The following is a 16,115-nucleotide window of genomic DNA, read 5'->3' on the forward strand; positions in this document are numbered from 1 at the left end:
ACAACACAACAAAAAACAACACAATGCCAAAAGACAACTCAATAAAATCAGTTTTAATTATAGGATCTGGGCCTATAGTAATAGGACAGGCGTGCGAATTTGACTACGCTGGATCTCAAGCAGCGCGCTCAATTCGTGAAGAAGGGATCGAAGTTATATTGATTAACTCCAATCCTGCGACGATTATGACCGACCCTTCAATGGCCGATCATATCTATCTAAAACCGCTTACGACCAAATCTATTATTGAAATCTTAAAGGAGCATCCACAAATTGACGCGGTTTTGCCTACAATGGGAGGACAAACTGCCCTTAACTTATGTCTTGAAGCAGAAGAAAAAGGAATTTGGGAAGACTTTAATGTAAAATTGATAGGTGTTGATATCAATGCAATCAATGTAACCGAAGATAGAGAGCAGTTTAAACAACTACTTGAAAAAATTGGAATTCCAGCAGCTCCAGCAAAAACAGCTACTTCTTTCCTTAAAGGAAAAGAGATTGCGCAGGAATTTGGTTTCCCATTAGTAATCCGTCCTTCGTTTACACTTGGAGGTACTGGTGCCGCTTTTGTACATACTAAGGAAGACTTTGACGAACTGCTTACACGCGGTCTTGAAGCTTCGCCAATTCACGAAGTTCTTATCGACAAAGCCTTGCTTGGTTGGAAAGAATATGAGTTGGAACTTTTGAGAGATAAGAATGATAATGTTGTAATTATCTGTTCTATCGAAAATATGGATCCAATGGGAATTCATACTGGAGATTCAATCACGGTTGCTCCAGCAATGACATTATCTGATCGCACTTTCCAGAAAATGCGCGATATGTCAATCCTAATGATGCGTAGTATTGGAAACTTTGCGGGTGGATGTAACGTTCAGTTTGCAGTTTCTCCAGACGAAAATGAAGATATTGTAGCAATCGAAATCAACCCTCGTGTTTCTAGATCTTCAGCTTTAGCATCAAAAGCAACTGGATATCCAATTGCGAAAATTGCGGCTAAACTTGCACTTGGATACCACTTGGACGAACTTAAAAATCAAATTACTAAAACGACTTCGGCTCTTTTTGAACCAACTTTGGATTATGTAATTGTAAAAATTCCTCGTTGGAACTTTGACAAATTCGAAGGTTCAGACAGAACTTTAGGTCTTCAGATGAAATCTGTAGGTGAAGTGATGGGAATCGGACGTTCTTTTCAAGAAGCTTTGCACAAAGCAACGCAGTCACTTGAAATTAAACGTAACGGACTTGGTGCAGACGGAAAAAGCTATACCAACTACGAGCAAATTCTTGACAAACTTGCAAATGCGAGTTGGGATAGAGTATTTGTAATCTACGACGCAATTCAACTGGGAATTCCTTTGAGCAGAATTCATGAGATTACAAAAATCGATATGTGGTTCTTGAAACAATATGAGGAACTTTACCTTTTGGAAAAAGAAATCGCAACTTTCAAAGTTGATTCTCTTCCAAAAGAACTTCTACTTGAAGCAAAACAAAAAGGATTTGCCGATAGACAAATCGCTCATATGATGGGTTGTCTAGAAAGTGAAGTTTATAAATTAAGAGAAAAATTAAACGTAAATCGTGTCTTCAAACTTGTTGATACCTGCGCGGGAGAATTTGAAGCCAAAACACCTTACTACTATTCAACTTTCGAAGAAGAAATAGAAACGGCAGATGGCAAAAGATATGTTGAAAACGAAAGTATCGTTTCTGACAAAAAGAAAATTGTAGTTTTAGGTTCAGGACCAAACAGAATTGGTCAGGGAATTGAGTTCGATTATTCTTGTGTTCACGGAGTTTTGGCTGCGAAAGAATGCGGATACGAAACAATTATGATCAACTGTAATCCAGAAACTGTTTCTACAGATTTTGATACAGCAGACAAATTATACTTCGAGCCAGTATTCTGGGAGCATATTTACGACATTATTCGTCACGAAAAACCAGAAGGTGTAATCGTTCAATTAGGTGGTCAAACTGCGTTAAAGTTGGCTGAAAAACTAGATCGTTATGGAATTAAAATCATCGGAACTAGTTACGACGCTTTGGATTTAGCTGAAGACAGAGGTCGTTTTTCTGAACTGCTGACAACTTTAGATATTCCTTTCCCACAATTCGGAATCGCGGAAACTGCTGATCAAGCTTCACAACTTGCAGATGAATTGGATTTCCCACTTTTGGTGCGTCCTTCTTACGTTTTGGGTGGTCAGGGAATGAAAATTGTGATTAACAAACAAGAATTGGAAGAGCACGTAATCGATCTTCTAAAGAATATTCCTGGTAACAAATTATTGTTAGATCATTACCTTGACGGTGCAATCGAAGCTGAAGCAGATGCAATTTGCGACGCTGATGGTAATGTGTACATCATCGGAATTATGGAGCATATCGAGCCTTGTGGAGTTCACTCTGGAGATTCAAATGCGACTTTGCCTCCTTTTAATCTTGGCGAATTTGTATTGCAGCAGATAAAAGATCACACTAAGAAAATCGCGGTGGCATTGAGAACTGTTGGTCTGATCAACGTTCAGTTTGCCATCAAAGATGACGTGGTTTATATCATCGAAGCAAATCCTAGAGCCTCTCGTACCGTGCCGTTTATCGCAAAAGCGTATGGCGAACCGTATGTAAATTATGCTACAAAAGTGATGTTGGGCGAGAAGAAAGTCACAGATTTCACTTTCAATCCACAGCTTAAAGGATACGCGATTAAGCAGCCAGTTTTCTCTTTCAGCAAGTTCCACAATGTCAATAAAGCATTAGGACCAGAGATGAAATCGACAGGAGAGAGTATTCTTTTTATCGATGACTTGAAAGACGATCAGTTTTACGAATTGTATTCACGTCGTAAAATGTACTTGAGCAAATAAGATATTTTTAAAATATCATTTTAATATAAAAGTAGCTGCGAATTTAATTTTGCAGCTGCTTTTTTTATTTTCACTCTATTGTCATTCCGACGCAGGAGGAATCGAGCGATAGCGAACTTGCGAAGCAATCGCATAGCATTGCGGATAGATTAGAGACTGGTAATTTTTGAACTTGTTCTGGAATTTCGCCATCATTTTTACGCTTTCGCGAAATTAGGAAGAATTGAATATTTGCCATTTTTGAATGTGTCAATTCAGTAGAAGGTAAATTATTGGTCACCGTTTTATCCTAATCATTATCATTGTCTTGATCTCAATTTCCAAAAAAAAACTTCTGTCATAGTATTCTACGACAGAAGTTTTTATACTTTTCAAAAATTTGCTTACTCTTTCAAGAATTTTCTAGAGTATTTCTTGCCGTTTGAATCTTTCAGAACTATTATATAAGAACCAGTTGAGATGGTCTCAACGTTAATCGTATTATTTACAATTATGGTTGTTAGAATCAACTTTCCATTAATTTCATAAATGGTAGCAGTGGTTAAAGTATTCGAATCACTTGTCTTAATGTTCAGAACATTCTTTGCAGGATTCGGATAGATGCTCAGTTGCGAATTATCAAATGCTGAAATATGCAAAGTTGAACTTTCAACTAAATGAACTGTTGTATTTGTACTAGGATTTAAGACAGTATCAACAATTCCAGATGGCCATCTCACGATAATTTTTGAGATTTCAGTAGCTGCTCCAATTCCAAAGTGAGCATTTAGAGAACTCATATATTTAAATCCATCACCGCTGTGAATCTCTCGAATTTGTTTTCCCCATTCTCCGTATATTTCAACTCTTGCGCCAATTCCATAACTATTACTTTCAACTCCTTGAAGTGAAACTTTTACCCAATTATTACTGTTTGGAACTGCATAGCGAATTGTATTTCCGTTGAGCATATCAAGAAATCCATCATTGTTTAAATCTCCAATTCCTCCAACGGCAATACTTGGATAGAATGCTGGAGCAAAAGTTCCATCACCTAAATTGAACATAATTTTGTTGCCGCCACCTAGAACATCGACAAAGCCGTCATTGTCAAAATCGTGCGCAACATATTCGACATTTAAACTAGTATTGGTATCCCAGCCTGATCCTTCCGTCTTATTTGTAAATGTAGAATCGCCATTGTTTCGCATAAATTTATGTGACCCATCAGCAGTAGAACTTGCGCCAACCACAATGTCTAAATCTCCGTCGTTATCGTAATCTGCCCATGCTGAAGCCCATGTTTGTATCGGATCATATAAATTAGCAGCCACAGAAACATCGGTAAATGTTCCGTCACCATTATTTCTATGTAATTCATTAAACTTAGCCGTTCCCGAGCCACCTCGGCATTTAGCTATAAACAAATCTTGATCGCCATCGTTGTCATAGTCAACGAAAATGGAACCATAATTTCCACCTTCAGGATGAATTCCGATGTTCATTGCACCCGCTGTTGTTCCTGATTGGTAATAAGTTAAATTACCTGAGCCATCATTTATATAATATACATTAGGATCAATATCATGACTGACAAATGCATCTAAATGTCCATCATTATTGAAGTCAACAAAATTGGTTCTTTGGCTAAATACGTACTGCGAAAAAGTTTTATTTATATAGCTTGTACCAGCAGCGGTAGATTCCCAAAAGGTAACTCCATTAATACCACCCAAAACAATATCATTAAAGCCGTCTTTGTTATAATCTCCAGCAGCTAAACTCCAAGATGGCATATTGCTCGTACCTGAAATCGGAAAATTAACCGCTGTAAATATTCCGTCATTTCCCTGATAGTGAACTTTTAAATTATCGGCACTTACACCTACAATATCGTCTTTTCTATCACCATTCATATCTACAACACAGAGATTATAAGTGCTATTTGCGCTGGCAATTTGTTGTGTGGTATATGTAATTCTTGGTGGTACTGGAATTACTAAAGTTCCTTCAATTAATTCAAAAGTGAACCCATTTGAAGTCCACTTATTATCAAATGCAATAATGTAAGTTGTACCTGCTACTACATTGAAAGTTGCAACAGACGAATAGCCGGCACCTGAATCATCATCGCCACCGTGACAAATGAGATCTGAACAAGTTCCAGTATAAATATGTACACGAGTATCTACTCTGGGAGTGTTTTGTAAAAGATCAGTTGTAACGATCACCGTATAATCATCCGTTGGTGTATACGAAAACCATTTCCCTTTTCCGTTAGCTGCAACACTACCATTTACGGTGCAAATTGGGGTTGGAAATTCGCTGCCATCAATTGCAGCTATTGTGTGCAAACCCGGAATAATCTCCAGAGCATTGGAACATGTATCTTGTGAGAATGACCACGTAGATGCTAAGAGGAGGGCAAATAAAAAATAATTTTTTTTCATTTAGTTAAAATTTGAGAATTTGTACTAGTCACTATTGGCAATCATCAAGAGAATTAATCCACTGATCGATTAGAGCAACTCCTTCTGCATGAATTTCGCTCCGCCCGAGCAAGGGCATCCGATAACTTTCGTTTTCTGTATTTAAGCGATAGTACAACATAGATCGGTTGCTATTTTTAGGATTTACTATTTTTTTGAGAGCTGCTGGAAAGTCAGACATATCTTGGGTGTCAACGCATATTCCCATACTTGCAGCATTTGAAGTCTCGTTAAATGCAAATCGCATAGGTCTATAATCACAGTGACTGTTGGTCTGATGGCAATGCGCACAATTAATATCCAAATAGGATCGCACTCGCAAATCTAATGGCTGTGATACGTCAGTATAATTTATAGTAGAAGTTATTGAGTTTGGTAAAGAATTTTCTAAATAGCCAACTTCAATCCATTTGAGTAATTGGTTTTTGGAACCTTCATTAAAAGCAAAATCAAAATTTAAATTTTGCGGTTTTATTCCAATCGGAATAGGTTGTTCATTAGATTTATGGCATGTCATACATTGCTGCTCAGACGGAATTCGATAGTTTTCAACTGTCTGCAACTGACCATCATCATCCTTCCACGAAATTGCAGTATTACTTCCTGCCAAATCCAAATATGCTTCCGTTTGTTCGGCATTCCATACATATTCAGCGAAAATCCAGCCGGTTGATTTTCTAATCATAACTCTCGTTTCAATGATTCTTGCCGATCCAATTGGATTTACATTCTGAACATTGTTGTAATAGAAACTTTTTATAAGAGCAGCTCCAATAGGTAATTCTAAAATTTTCCCATCAGATACGTAGGTTGCTTTCGTTCCCTTTGGCATCCAAACAAAACGTTTTTTAAGGGAATAATCTGTAAATAGACTAGAAGCCGGTTCATAAATTAATACATCCAATGCTGGTTTTTGATTTTTTATCGCGCCTTCAAAAAATTTGTAATCGGAAAGCTTTTGGTAGGGAACTTTAGTAAGATCAACATTTACCGTAGGAATTTCTGTGTAATGCTCGTCGTTATTTGATGTTGAACAGGAAAATAAATCAGAAATTACGGCGCAGCATAAAAGTGAAAGAATATAATTTTTTCTCATTATCTGATTTTGTAATTTTAAATGTAAGGAAAAAACTATAATTTAGTATTTTTTATTATAAATAAATATATAATAATTAGATATTAACAATAATTAGTAAATTTTATTGATTTGTATTTGTTGAAGCTATCAATGGTAGTAGGGTGAGAGCTGTAATGATATAGCATCAATTATTTTCTAGACAATTGCGCAAAATATACAATTATGAACGTTTCGCTATTCTAAACCTCCAAACTAATTTGGAATTGTATTCATAATAAAGCTTTTACGCTTTCGCGAAATTAGGAAGGATTATAGAGTAGTTACAATTGAAATTATTCTGGAGTTTCGACATTAATTTCTACGCTTTCGCGAATATAGGAAGGATTGACAATTTGTAGCTTTTGGAATTGCTCTGGGATTTCGCCCATCAGTTTTCCGCTTACGCAAAATTAAGGAGGGTTGAATATTGGTTCCTTTTTATAATTGGTCTGAAATTTCGCTCCTCTCTTAAAACTTTGCAAAATTGGATTAAGAATATTTATCAAGATAAATGACCAAAGATTGATACTTCGGGGGTTATCATTGCGTCTAGGCCTGAGATCATCCTAAAGCAAGACAATTAAATATTGTTTTTAAGAAATCACCACGTCTTTTTATCGTCAAATCTTTCAATCTTCCACTATTTCACTCTTTCAATCTGTCACTTTCCAAAGCCTTTGCAACCATCGCCTCTGGAAGTTCTTTCTTAGCTTTTGCACCCATTTTCCGAAGCTTTTCGACACTTGTGATGAGGTTTCCTTTGCCATCATGAAGTTTATTCATTGCCGAATCATATTCGGATTTCGAATCATCAAGACGTTTTCCTAAGTTAGTGAGATTGGTTACGAATCCCACAAATTTATCGTAAAGCGCTCCAGCTTGCCTCGCAATTTCCATCGCGTTTTCTTGTTGCTTCTGATTGGTCCACATACTATCAATTGTTCTGAGTGTCGCCAATAAAGTAGTAGGAGTTACTATAATTATGTTTTTTTCAAAAGCCGAAGAATACAGATTCGAATCTTCTTTTAGTGCCAAGGCAAAAGCGATTTCGATTGGAATAAATAGCAATACAAAATCAGGACTTTCCATTTTGTATAAATCCTGGTAGTTTTTAGATGCCAACTGATCAATATGCCTGCGGATAGATTGAACGTGCATTTTCAGGAAATTTGCTTGCTCTTGCTCATCTTCCTCATTCGAAAAACGTTCGTAAGCAGTCAGTGAAACTTTCGAATCGACAATCATTTTCTTCCCATCCGGAAGATTAATCATGATGTCCGGCATTAGTTTCGAACCACTTTCAGTCGTAAAACTTTGCTGAACTTCATATTCACGACCTTTCTCAAGACCAGATTTAATCAGAACGCGTTCCAGAATAAGTTCGCCCCAGTTTCCCTGAACTTTGCTATCGCCTTTGAGAGCTTTGGTTAGATTGATTGTTTCCTTGCTCATTTGCGCATTGATATCGCTCAAACCACGAATCTGTTCACGTAAAGCTGCGTGGTAATCGATACTTTGTTTATGAGTGTCATCCACTTTTTTTTCAAAATGCAGTATCTTTTCTTGCAAGGGACTTAAAATCGATGCTATATTGACTTTATTCTGTTCAGTAAATTTCAAAGATTTTTCTTCCAAGATTTTGTTGGCAAGATTTTCGAATTCAGTGGTGAATTTCTCCTGCAACTCCGCAACTTCATTCTTTTGCTCTTTGTGTCGTTCCCACAAATGATCAAAGTCGGATTCTTTTCGCGAAAGCATAATAGAAAGTTCTACCTTATTCTCTCGCAGAATTTCGTTGTCAACCTGAAGATTCTCTAATTTCTTTTCGAAACTAACCTTTTCATCACGGCGTTCATTTTTTAGCTCTTCAATTTGCTGTACAGCCATCTGCAACTTTTGTTCTAAAACTTCAGAATTCGAAGTCGGATGGTTTCGATTTTGGAACAGAAACCTTCCGATTAGAAAACCGATAATTAGACAGACAAAGCTAGGAAGGAGTATTTCAGACAGAGGCATGATAGGAATTATTTTAGAAATGGGGACAAAAAAAAACGATTTATAAAGATATAAATCGTTTTTTAGAATATGATAAAAATATAGTTTTTAGTATCCTACTTCTAATTTTTGTTGGTTTAACTGAATAGGAGATTTTGGTAACTTGGCTTGAGAAATTCTATAAGCAAGATTCTTAACTCTCTTTCTTTCCTGAATAATTAGTGGAATATTTATTAAGAATCCAACAACGCAAACAAGCATTAATATAAATAATAGGCTCATGTAAATAACGTGATTTAATTCTCCCGATAAATTAAAGTCAGAAACAAAGAAATATCCTGATGCGAAAAATACAATGGTTGAAATTATTAATGATAGAGCTTTCATAGTCGGTATAATTTAAAAATTAGCAATTTTATTTTGCTAAAACTGAAATTTTCTAGTCTAAAATTGTGCCAGAATTTCATGTTTTAATCTTTTACTAAATTAAGATTTTCTTGTGAGCGGAGATTATATAGTTTTAGCAATCATTTACACAATTTAACATGACGTTAAGTAGGTCATAAAGTTTTGCTAACGATTGAAAACCAGTGATATGGTGGGATTCTTGAAATTTATTGATGCACTTCTAAGTAGTGATCTTACAGGAAGAGCATATATTTGCAAGGAATAGAAAATTATTAAAACGCAAATTTTAACTTTAGAGTGATAAAAAGAACTAAATGTGTTGTCAGTTGGAGTGGCGGAAAAGACAGTGCTTTGGCGTTGCATTCTCTGTTGTCAAATAATCAATTTGAAGTGGTCGCACTTCTCACAACTTTTGATCTCGATTCTGCTGAATCACAGATGCATTTTGTAAATACGAATTTTATCCAAAAACAAGCAGATAGTTTATCTCTTCCTTTATATATAATGAATGTTGCAACTGGAATGCCACGTTCTTACGAAGAGGAAATTCAGAAGGCCGTAGAGCATTTTAGGAGTCTGGGTGTAAGTCATTTTAGCTTTGGAGATATTCACCTCGAAAATGTCAAACAGTATCGAATAGAGCTATTTGCCAAATTGAATATGGAACTTTTATTCCCACTTTGGGGAATGTCATCTCAGCAATTAATGTCTTCATTTTACGAATCAGGTCTCAAAGCGAGAATTGTGGTCGCTCAAGCTGATAAACTAGGAGAAGAATATGTAGGCAAAGATTTGACAAAGGAATTGGTTAGCAGTTTTCCTGCAGATGTCGATGTCTGTGGGGAGAATGGCGAATATCACACCTTTGTATACGATAGTCCAAATTATGCAGTTCCGGTGAATTTTGAAATTGAGAAAGTTGAGGAGCGAAATTTTAGATTCAAGTTGTTAGATGGATCTACTGTTAATTCGAAATTTTATGTGGGTAGGTTTGGCACATTCGATTAAAAATCAATGTAATACAATATTTTTATTTTAAAACTTCATAGTAATTGTAACAAATTCGTTACATTTGTTGATGAGAGAGATTGAAATAACGGATGAATGCATTCGCTTTGTAAATAGTCAAAGCGAAAAATTCTCTGTAAGTTTTTTCAGCTTCTAGAAGTAATGATTGAAGTACAGGTTGTGAATTCTAAATTTATTAAAAAACTTCAATCAACAGAATTTTATGAATTACGGATAAAATCTAATAATGAATACCGTATCATTATTTTTGCAATAGATCATAAAAACTTCATAGAATGTAAAAATGCGGTCTGCCTAAGTGGGTTTCAGAAGAAATCAACAAAGGATTATAAGAAGGAATTGCAAAAGGCACAAAAAATACTTAAGGAATATTTAAATGAAAATTAGAATGGCAAAGATTCAAAATGCAAAAGAATTACTTTCAAAAAAGTTTGGAGAAGAAGGATCTGCGGAGCGTGAAGAATTCCGTAAAAGTGCTTACGCATATTACTTTGGCGAAATTTTAAAAGATCGTAGAAAAGAATTAAAAATGACTCAAGAGACTTTAGCCGCGAAAATTGGTAAAAAACGTCCTCATATATCGCGAATTGAAAACGGTGAAGACATGTATTTGTCTAATTTTGCTCTTGTTGCAAAAGCATTGGGAATGTCTATAGAGTTAAAAGTTGAGTAGCTAGAAACTCAGGGATAAAAAAGTCCCTACTTCAAAAATTTTTTTGAAGTAGGGACTTTTTTATTTAAGATTTGAGAAAGTTCTATTCGTCTAATTCTATATTTCCACGATTTTTCTTATTGTCCGGGTCTGAATTTGGATATCTATTAGGATCTGGATCGTAATTCTTATCGCGATTCTCAAGATTTTTACTGTCTTCAATTGGCGCATTGTGATTTTTCTCTCTCAGACTGTCACCGGAATCTCTAGCGCGTTCAACTATTTTGGTGTCACCTTCTTTATCAATTTCCTTTTCGGCTTTCAATCTATCTTCTAGCGGTTCATCAGAAGGATTGTAATCTTTATCAATATTTCTACCGCTGAATCCTTCGTTTTTATGGTCTTGGTTTGACATAGCATTTATTTTTGGTTGTGATGAAAGTACAATTTTTAATTTATATAGTTTGTGCTTGTTAACAATGATTTTAGAATAGCGGTTAGCTTTTAGCTGTCAGCCTTTTCTCTGATGGTTCTTTTGAAAGAATATCTTGTTTGTCATTTCGACTTAAGAAATCGGAGTGTAGGGAATCACATAAAGTTGCAATCACATTGAGCTACATATGAGATCCTTCCTTCGTCAGCATGACAAGTTTGCGGAGGATTGACCTTCACGCTTTAATTTGTCACAATTTCTAATACGGGCACGGATTATAAATCCGCGCTATCGGAACTATCGGAGTTTCAAATGAGATTGCTTCGCCCGTTCGGTATCACTCGGGTCTTCCTTCGTCAGGATAACAAGTTTGCGGGGCAATAATCTTCACGCTTTCATTTGTCACAATTTCTAATGCGGGCACGGATTATAAATCCGCGCAATCGGAACTATCGGAGATTCAAATGAGATTGCTTCGCCCGTCCAATGTCACTCGTATCTTCCTTCGTCAGGATGACAAGTTTGCAGGGCAATAATCTTCACGCTTTAATTTGTCACAATTTCTAATACGGGCACGGATTGCACCCGAGGCTTTAGCCGAACAGACGAAATAAATCCGCGCTATCGGGTTAGCTTTTGGCTGTCAGCTATCAGCCTTTAGCTTTAAACTTTTGGAAAACGTTTAAGTGAGAAAGATTGTTTTGTAAGATGTACTGTGCGGCCATGGATTAGAATTCCGCGCTATTGGCTATCTAGAATAGGCCGTAAACTGTTTACTGTAAACCGTAAACTTGATTATCTTTGCCGCTCAATTTCCCCTATAAAATGCCACAACACCGTCACTTTATTATTCACAAACCTTTCGGGTTTCTAAGCCAGTTTATATATGAGCAAAAGCGCAAAAAACGTCTCCTTGGAGAGCTCTTTGACTTTCCGCAAGGTACAATGGCAATTGGACGCCTTGACGAAGATTCTGAAGGATTGTTACTTTTGACTACCGACGGAAAAGTCAGCGAATATGTGCGAAGTAGAAAAGTAGAAAAGGAGTATTACGCGCTTGTAGACGGAATAATTACCGAAGAAGCTGCAGAAATTCTCAGTAAAGGTGTGGAAATAGGTTTTAATGGTCAGAAATATATTACTCTGCCCAGTAAAGTCTCGCTGCTAGATTTCCCTATTGATTATATGGCACGACGGCAGAAAATTCGCGATCCACGACATGGCCCGATGAGTTGGGTTTCGGTGACTGTCACCGAAGGCAAATTCCGACAGGTTCGCAAAATGTTGGCGGCAGTTGGATTTCCTGTTTTGCGATTGGTGCGTGTTCGAATTGGAAATCTAAAGTTGGATTTAGAAGCAGCAGCAGTGCAGGAAGTTGAAAATTTCGAAATTGATTAATCTAAGACAATAATATGCTTAACATCGTTCTCATCGAACCTGAAATCGCCAATAACACTGGAAATATCGGCCGACTCTGCGTTGGTACCGAAAATAGGCTTCACCTCGTGCATCCATTTGGTTTTGAAATCAACGACAAAAATCTGAAAAGAGCTGGAATGGATTACTGGGTTCATTTGGATTGGAAACAATACGCGAATGTAGAAGAGTGGATGGAAAAAGTTCAGGATAAATCGAGAGTATTTTTGTTTACAAAACACACTTCAAAAACCTACTACGAAGCAGAATTTCAAGATGGTGATTGGCTGGTTTTTGGCAAAGAAAGTGAAGGCTTGAGTCAGGAAGTTTTAAAAGCTTTTGAAAATCATATTCAAATTCCAATTTCGTCTTTGGCAAGAAGCTATAATCTCGGAAACGCAGTTGCTTTTGCAATAGGCGAAGCCAAAAGACAGATTTTATTTTCGAAGTAAATTTAGATTTTCTTAAAGATATAGTTCGCTTTTGTTTATCAAGAGAAACGTCTTTATCTTCAAAAACATAATTAAACTCATGTCCAGCAAGAAGCTATAACCTTGGAAACGCAGTAGCTTTTGCAATAGGCGAGGCCAAAAGACAGATTTTATCATCTAAGTAATTTTAGTTTTTCTTAAAAATAAACTTCGCTTTCTCTTCATCAAAAGAAATGTTTTTATCTTCGAAAATGCTGTCAAATGATTTATTGGAAATGAAATTACAAGGATTGTCAAACAGTACTTTTTCCTTGCTCATAATAATCATCTGATCGCAAACCTGAATTGCCATATCGATGTCATGAGTGGAATATAAAATGCACTTATCGGTTTCTCGAGCGAGTTTTTTTAGCAACTGAAGCAGCGAAGCTTTGTGTTGTAAATCTAGGTGTGTAGTAGGTTCGTCCAGAATTATAATCTCAGTATCCTGAGCTAGGGCGCGGGCAATCAGAACTTTTTGCAGTTGTCCGTCGCTAATTTCATAATGCTTTTTGTGAACCATTTCGCTGATTCCAGTTAGATTGATAGCATTGAAAATCTGCTCTTTATCTTTGCTGGAAAGTCGCCCGATCCAATTAGTATAAGGTTGTCTGCCTAAAGCTACAATTTCGTAAACGGTAAGATTACCCGGAGGAAGTCTTTCGGTAAGAACCAAACTTAAATTTTGCGCAAGCAAGGCTTCATTGTAATCTCGAATCTCAATATCGTTCAGAAATACCTGCCCTTTTAATGGTTTCTGAATTCCGCTAAGTGTTCGCAATAATGTTGATTTCCCCACGCCATTTATCCCCACAAGCGCCACAAGACTACCGTAGTTTAGTTCGAGATTTATATTTTTTCCAATAACATTCTCTTCGGACTTCTGTTTGTAGCCGATGCTTAAATCTCTTGTAATAACTGCTTTTTTATCTTTCATTACAATATCATTTTACGTTTTCGCAATAGTAGCCAAACTACTACTGGCGCGCCTACGATAGAAGTGACAGCATTTATAGGTAAAGTAAAATCCAAACCTGGGAGTTGCGCAATTGTATCGCAAACTAGCATCGTGAATGCTCCGAAAATCATCGTAGCCCAAAAAAGAATTCTGTGATTGCTAGTTTGAAAAATTAACTTTGCGATGTGCGGAACCGCCAATCCTAGAAAGGCAATTGGTCCCACAAAAGCGGTAATACTACTAGCCAGAATACTAGTTGCAAAGATAATTATGAGTTGCGTTCGTTTGTAATTTAGTCCTAAACTACGGGCATAATTTTCTCCCAGTAGCAAAGCATTTAAAGGCTTTATACTGAAAACTCCTAGAATCAAACCTGCAAAAATGCATCCTGCCAAAGTTGCTACCGACGACCACGGAAGATTCCCAAGGTTTCCCAATCCCCAAAAGGTGAATTTCTGCAATTGTTCGGCTGAGCCAAAATAGATTAAAACGCCGACAATAGCTCCGGTGAAATTGGCAAACATCAATCCCACAATCAGAATTGACATCGTATCTCGAAGTTTTTGAGCCACCAAAACTACGGCGGCAAGTACCAAAGTACTTCCTAAAAAGGCTGCGAAAATTATCGAAAAAGAAGAATTTAGAAATGGCTGAATTGAAACTGGCAGAAATGCAGCACCCAAAATAACGAATGCAACTCCCAAACTTGATCCTGAGCTTAGACCTAAAACATAAGGTCCTGCAAGTGGATTTCTGAATAATGTCTGCATCAATAGTCCGCTGATTGACAATCCCATGCCCACCAATACTGCAGTAATCGCTTTTGGCAATCTAAAACTTAGAATGATATAATTCCAAGTTTCCTTTTCAACTTTAAAACCAAAAATACTATTGATAACCTCTTTCACTGGAATACTCACTGAGCCCGATGCAATGTTTACCAGAAACATACAGAGCACAGCAATAATCAAAGCTGAAAAGTGAAAATAATATGATTTTTGGTTTGGCACTATTTTAGTTTTTCAAAAAAGTACAGTTCATAATCTGGCAGTAATTCAGGATGGAAAATTTTCACGAAATCTTTCAACACCAGATCAGGCCTATTTGGCGCAAGCTCATAAAAAATTACGCCGCCTGTACTTCCTTTTTTCGAGCTATAGGAATAGATATTTTTATTTTTGAAAGCATCAAATTTAGCATAATGTGGATTTGATTCGGTCATTTCTGAATAAGAAGTGAAGCTTGCTGGACCGATCCAAAACTCAGCATTGATACCTTTTTCCAACACTGTTTCAAATGATAGAGACAAACTTCCTGTACCCTTGGTTGTTGACCACAAATAATTGGAATTGGCATCGCGCATAAACTGTGCATTCCAACTTTCGCCACTAGGCAAATACCACTGAGATTCATACATCGAGCCCGATAAAACAGTCGGTTTCTTTTTTGCCTTGGCAGCTAACTTTTTGGTGGATAAATATTCCTTTTCTATATTTTTAAAAATAGAATCTGCCAAATCTTCCTTTTCGTATAAAGCCGCAATCAGCTTGATCCATTCAGCTTTACCCAACGGAGTTTTTTCATTCCAATCGCCATTTAAAAGTACCTTAAGACCGCTTTTCTGTAAATTGTCTAGAGAAGGATTGTTGTTGTCAATGCCAAAACCAACAATCAAATCTGGTTGAAGATCAATAATAATTTCGGTGTTTAAACTTTGATTATCTCCAACTTCCTTTACTTTTTTCTGATCGATTAATGCTCGAACTTTCGGCGACGAAATAAAATTTGTCTGCGGAAAACCAACCAAAGTATTTTCAACTCCAAGCATTTCCAACGATGGAATGTGTGTGGTAGAAGTAGCAATTATGCTTTTGATTGGAACATTAATCTGAGTGAACTTAGCAAGGCTATCGGGAACAATTCCATTTGCCGATTTTAAAATATATGTAAATTCTTTTCCCGCATTAGGCCATGGATTTGTAATTTTTACTACTGAATATCCGTCGTAAGGGTGAATTGAAAATCCTGTTGCATACTCAACGGTATTCTCGGATAGAGTAATAACCGACGATGTATTTTGCGGTTTTTTGCATCCAATGAGGGCAATAAGGAGAAGTGTTACTAGGTAATATAGGCTATTTTTCATAATTCTAAACGGGTTTTTAAAACTTCAATTTTTGTTGAAATTCTTAAAGTGGCAAAATTACTTTTAATTTTGAAAGAATTCTAAAACTTTTTTCTCGACATTTTTCACGCGCAAAGAACGCTGATAGATATTTAGTAAATCGAT

Annotated in this window: 14 protein-coding genes; 6 read left to right on the top strand and 8 right to left on the bottom strand. The window is 36.5% G+C overall.

The window, feature by feature from the left end:
- The first annotated feature begins 23 nt into the window (after positions 1-23).
- Complete coding sequence (gene carB, locus SBO79_RS06680; protein WP_318643298.1) at positions 24-2,879, top strand: carbamoyl-phosphate synthase large subunit; 2,856 nt, start codon at positions 24-26, stop codon at positions 2,877-2,879.
- A 383-nt stretch (positions 2,880-3,262) separates the two neighbouring features.
- Here the strand turns inward: carB and SBO79_RS06685 are convergent, their stop codons facing one another.
- The 4 genes from SBO79_RS06685 to SBO79_RS06700 all read right to left on the bottom strand — a co-directional run bounded on the left by SBO79_RS06685 (position 3,263) and on the right by SBO79_RS06700 (position 8,846).
- Positions 3,263-5,308 carry an FG-GAP-like repeat-containing protein gene (locus SBO79_RS06685; protein ID WP_318643300.1) on the bottom strand — a complete coding sequence of 682 codons (2,046 nt, stop codon included), beginning with the start codon at positions 5,306-5,308 and terminating at the stop codon, positions 3,263-3,265.
- A gap of 31 nt (positions 5,309-5,339) precedes the next feature.
- The gene (locus tag SBO79_RS06690) at positions 5,340-6,443 is read right to left on the bottom strand and encodes a hypothetical protein (RefSeq protein ID WP_318643302.1); all 1,104 of its coding nucleotides are present in this window, start codon (positions 6,441-6,443) and stop codon (positions 5,340-5,342) included.
- Between the two features lie 666 nt (positions 6,444-7,109).
- Positions 7,110-8,480 carry a DNA recombination protein RmuC gene (gene rmuC / locus SBO79_RS06695; RefSeq protein WP_318643304.1) on the bottom strand — a complete coding sequence of 457 codons (1,371 nt, stop codon included), beginning with the start codon at positions 8,478-8,480 and terminating at the stop codon, positions 7,110-7,112.
- An 87-nt stretch (positions 8,481-8,567) separates the two neighbouring features.
- Positions 8,568-8,846: a hypothetical protein gene (locus SBO79_RS06700; RefSeq protein WP_318643306.1), complete on the bottom strand. Its 279-nt coding sequence runs from the start codon at positions 8,844-8,846 to the stop codon at positions 8,568-8,570.
- A gap of 318 nt (positions 8,847-9,164) precedes the next feature.
- On the opposite strand from SBO79_RS06700, the gene SBO79_RS06705 reads away from it, so the two are divergent.
- The 3 genes from SBO79_RS06705 to SBO79_RS06715 all read left to right on the top strand — a co-directional run bounded on the left by SBO79_RS06705 (position 9,165) and on the right by SBO79_RS06715 (position 10,569).
- Entirely contained in the window at positions 9,165-9,875 is a 711-nt protein-coding gene (locus SBO79_RS06705) for a Dph6-related ATP pyrophosphatase (protein WP_318643308.1), read from the top strand.
- A 162-nt stretch (positions 9,876-10,037) separates the two neighbouring features.
- Entirely contained in the window at positions 10,038-10,283 is a 246-nt protein-coding gene (locus tag SBO79_RS06710; protein WP_318643309.1) for a type II toxin-antitoxin system RelE/ParE family toxin, read from the top strand.
- 1 nt (position 10,284) lies between these two features.
- Positions 10,285-10,569 (top strand): helix-turn-helix domain-containing protein, encoded by a 285-nt coding sequence (locus tag SBO79_RS06715; RefSeq protein WP_318643310.1) that lies wholly within the window; start codon positions 10,285-10,287, stop codon positions 10,567-10,569.
- An 82-nt stretch (positions 10,570-10,651) separates the two neighbouring features.
- Here the strand turns inward: SBO79_RS06715 and SBO79_RS06720 are convergent, their stop codons facing one another.
- A complete protein-coding gene (locus tag SBO79_RS06720; protein ID WP_318643312.1) occupies positions 10,652-10,963 on the bottom strand; it encodes a hypothetical protein in 312 nt (103 codons plus the stop codon).
- A gap of 843 nt (positions 10,964-11,806) precedes the next feature.
- Here SBO79_RS06720 and SBO79_RS06725 point away from each other — a divergent pair.
- Together SBO79_RS06725 and SBO79_RS06730 are read left to right on the top strand one after the other, a co-directional pair.
- The gene (locus tag SBO79_RS06725) at positions 11,807-12,379 is read left to right on the top strand and encodes a pseudouridine synthase (protein ID WP_318643463.1); all 573 of its coding nucleotides are present in this window, start codon (positions 11,807-11,809) and stop codon (positions 12,377-12,379) included.
- 14 nt (positions 12,380-12,393) lie between these two features.
- On the top strand, positions 12,394-12,849 hold the full coding sequence (locus tag SBO79_RS06730) for a tRNA (cytidine(34)-2'-O)-methyltransferase (RefSeq protein ID WP_318643314.1): 456 nt from the start codon (positions 12,394-12,396) through the stop codon (positions 12,847-12,849).
- Positions 12,850-13,015: 166 nt separating this feature from the next.
- Here the strand turns inward: SBO79_RS06730 and SBO79_RS06735 are convergent, their stop codons facing one another.
- Genes SBO79_RS06735 through SBO79_RS06745 form a run of 3 tightly spaced genes read right to left on the bottom strand, consistent with a single transcriptional unit; the run spans position 13,016 to position 15,971 of the window.
- Positions 13,016-13,804, bottom strand: coding sequence for an ABC transporter ATP-binding protein (locus SBO79_RS06735; protein WP_318643316.1), 789 nt, complete (start codon positions 13,802-13,804; stop codon positions 13,016-13,018).
- Positions 13,804-14,835 (bottom strand): iron chelate uptake ABC transporter family permease subunit, encoded by a 1,032-nt coding sequence (locus SBO79_RS06740; RefSeq protein WP_406600255.1) that lies wholly within the window; start codon positions 14,833-14,835, stop codon positions 13,804-13,806. The genes SBO79_RS06735 and SBO79_RS06740 overlap by 1 nt, the downstream gene beginning before the upstream one ends.
- Complete coding sequence (locus tag SBO79_RS06745; RefSeq protein ID WP_318643318.1) at positions 14,835-15,971, bottom strand: ABC transporter substrate-binding protein; 1,137 nt, start codon at positions 15,969-15,971, stop codon at positions 14,835-14,837. Before SBO79_RS06745 ends, SBO79_RS06740 begins: the two co-directional genes overlap by 1 nt.
- Positions 15,972-16,115: the final 144 nt, after the last annotated feature.

It is taken from the genome of Flavobacterium ardleyense, assembly GCF_033547075.1.
GTDB classification, from domain to species: domain Bacteria; phylum Bacteroidota; class Bacteroidia; order Flavobacteriales; family Flavobacteriaceae; genus Flavobacterium; species Flavobacterium ardleyense_A.

Excerpts from the sequence above, each read along its gene's own strand:
- carB (WP_318643298.1), top strand. The coding sequence starts at position 24 with ATGCCAAAAGACAACTCAATAAAATCAGTTTTAATTATAGGATCTGGG.
- SBO79_RS06685 (WP_318643300.1), bottom strand. The coding sequence starts at position 5,308 with ATGAAAAAAAATTATTTTTTATTTGCCCTCCTCTTAGCATCTACGTGG.
- SBO79_RS06690 (WP_318643302.1), bottom strand. The coding sequence starts at position 6,443 with ATGAGAAAAAATTATATTCTTTCACTTTTATGCTGCGCCGTAATTTCT.
- rmuC (WP_318643304.1), bottom strand. The coding sequence starts at position 8,480 with ATGCCTCTGTCTGAAATACTCCTTCCTAGCTTTGTCTGTCTAATTATC.
- SBO79_RS06700 (WP_318643306.1), bottom strand. The coding sequence starts at position 8,846 with ATGAAAGCTCTATCATTAATAATTTCAACCATTGTATTTTTCGCATCA.
- SBO79_RS06710 (WP_318643309.1), top strand. The coding sequence starts at position 10,038 with ATGATTGAAGTACAGGTTGTGAATTCTAAATTTATTAAAAAACTTCAA.
- SBO79_RS06715 (WP_318643310.1), top strand. The coding sequence starts at position 10,285 with ATGGCAAAGATTCAAAATGCAAAAGAATTACTTTCAAAAAAGTTTGGA.
- SBO79_RS06720 (WP_318643312.1), bottom strand. The coding sequence starts at position 10,963 with ATGTCAAACCAAGACCATAAAAACGAAGGATTCAGCGGTAGAAATATT.
- SBO79_RS06725 (WP_318643463.1), top strand. The coding sequence starts at position 11,807 with ATGCCACAACACCGTCACTTTATTATTCACAAACCTTTCGGGTTTCTA.
- SBO79_RS06730 (WP_318643314.1), top strand. The coding sequence starts at position 12,394 with ATGCTTAACATCGTTCTCATCGAACCTGAAATCGCCAATAACACTGGA.
- SBO79_RS06735 (WP_318643316.1), bottom strand. The coding sequence starts at position 13,804 with ATGAAAGATAAAAAAGCAGTTATTACAAGAGATTTAAGCATCGGCTAC.
- SBO79_RS06745 (WP_318643318.1), bottom strand. The coding sequence starts at position 15,971 with ATGAAAAATAGCCTATATTACCTAGTAACACTTCTCCTTATTGCCCTC.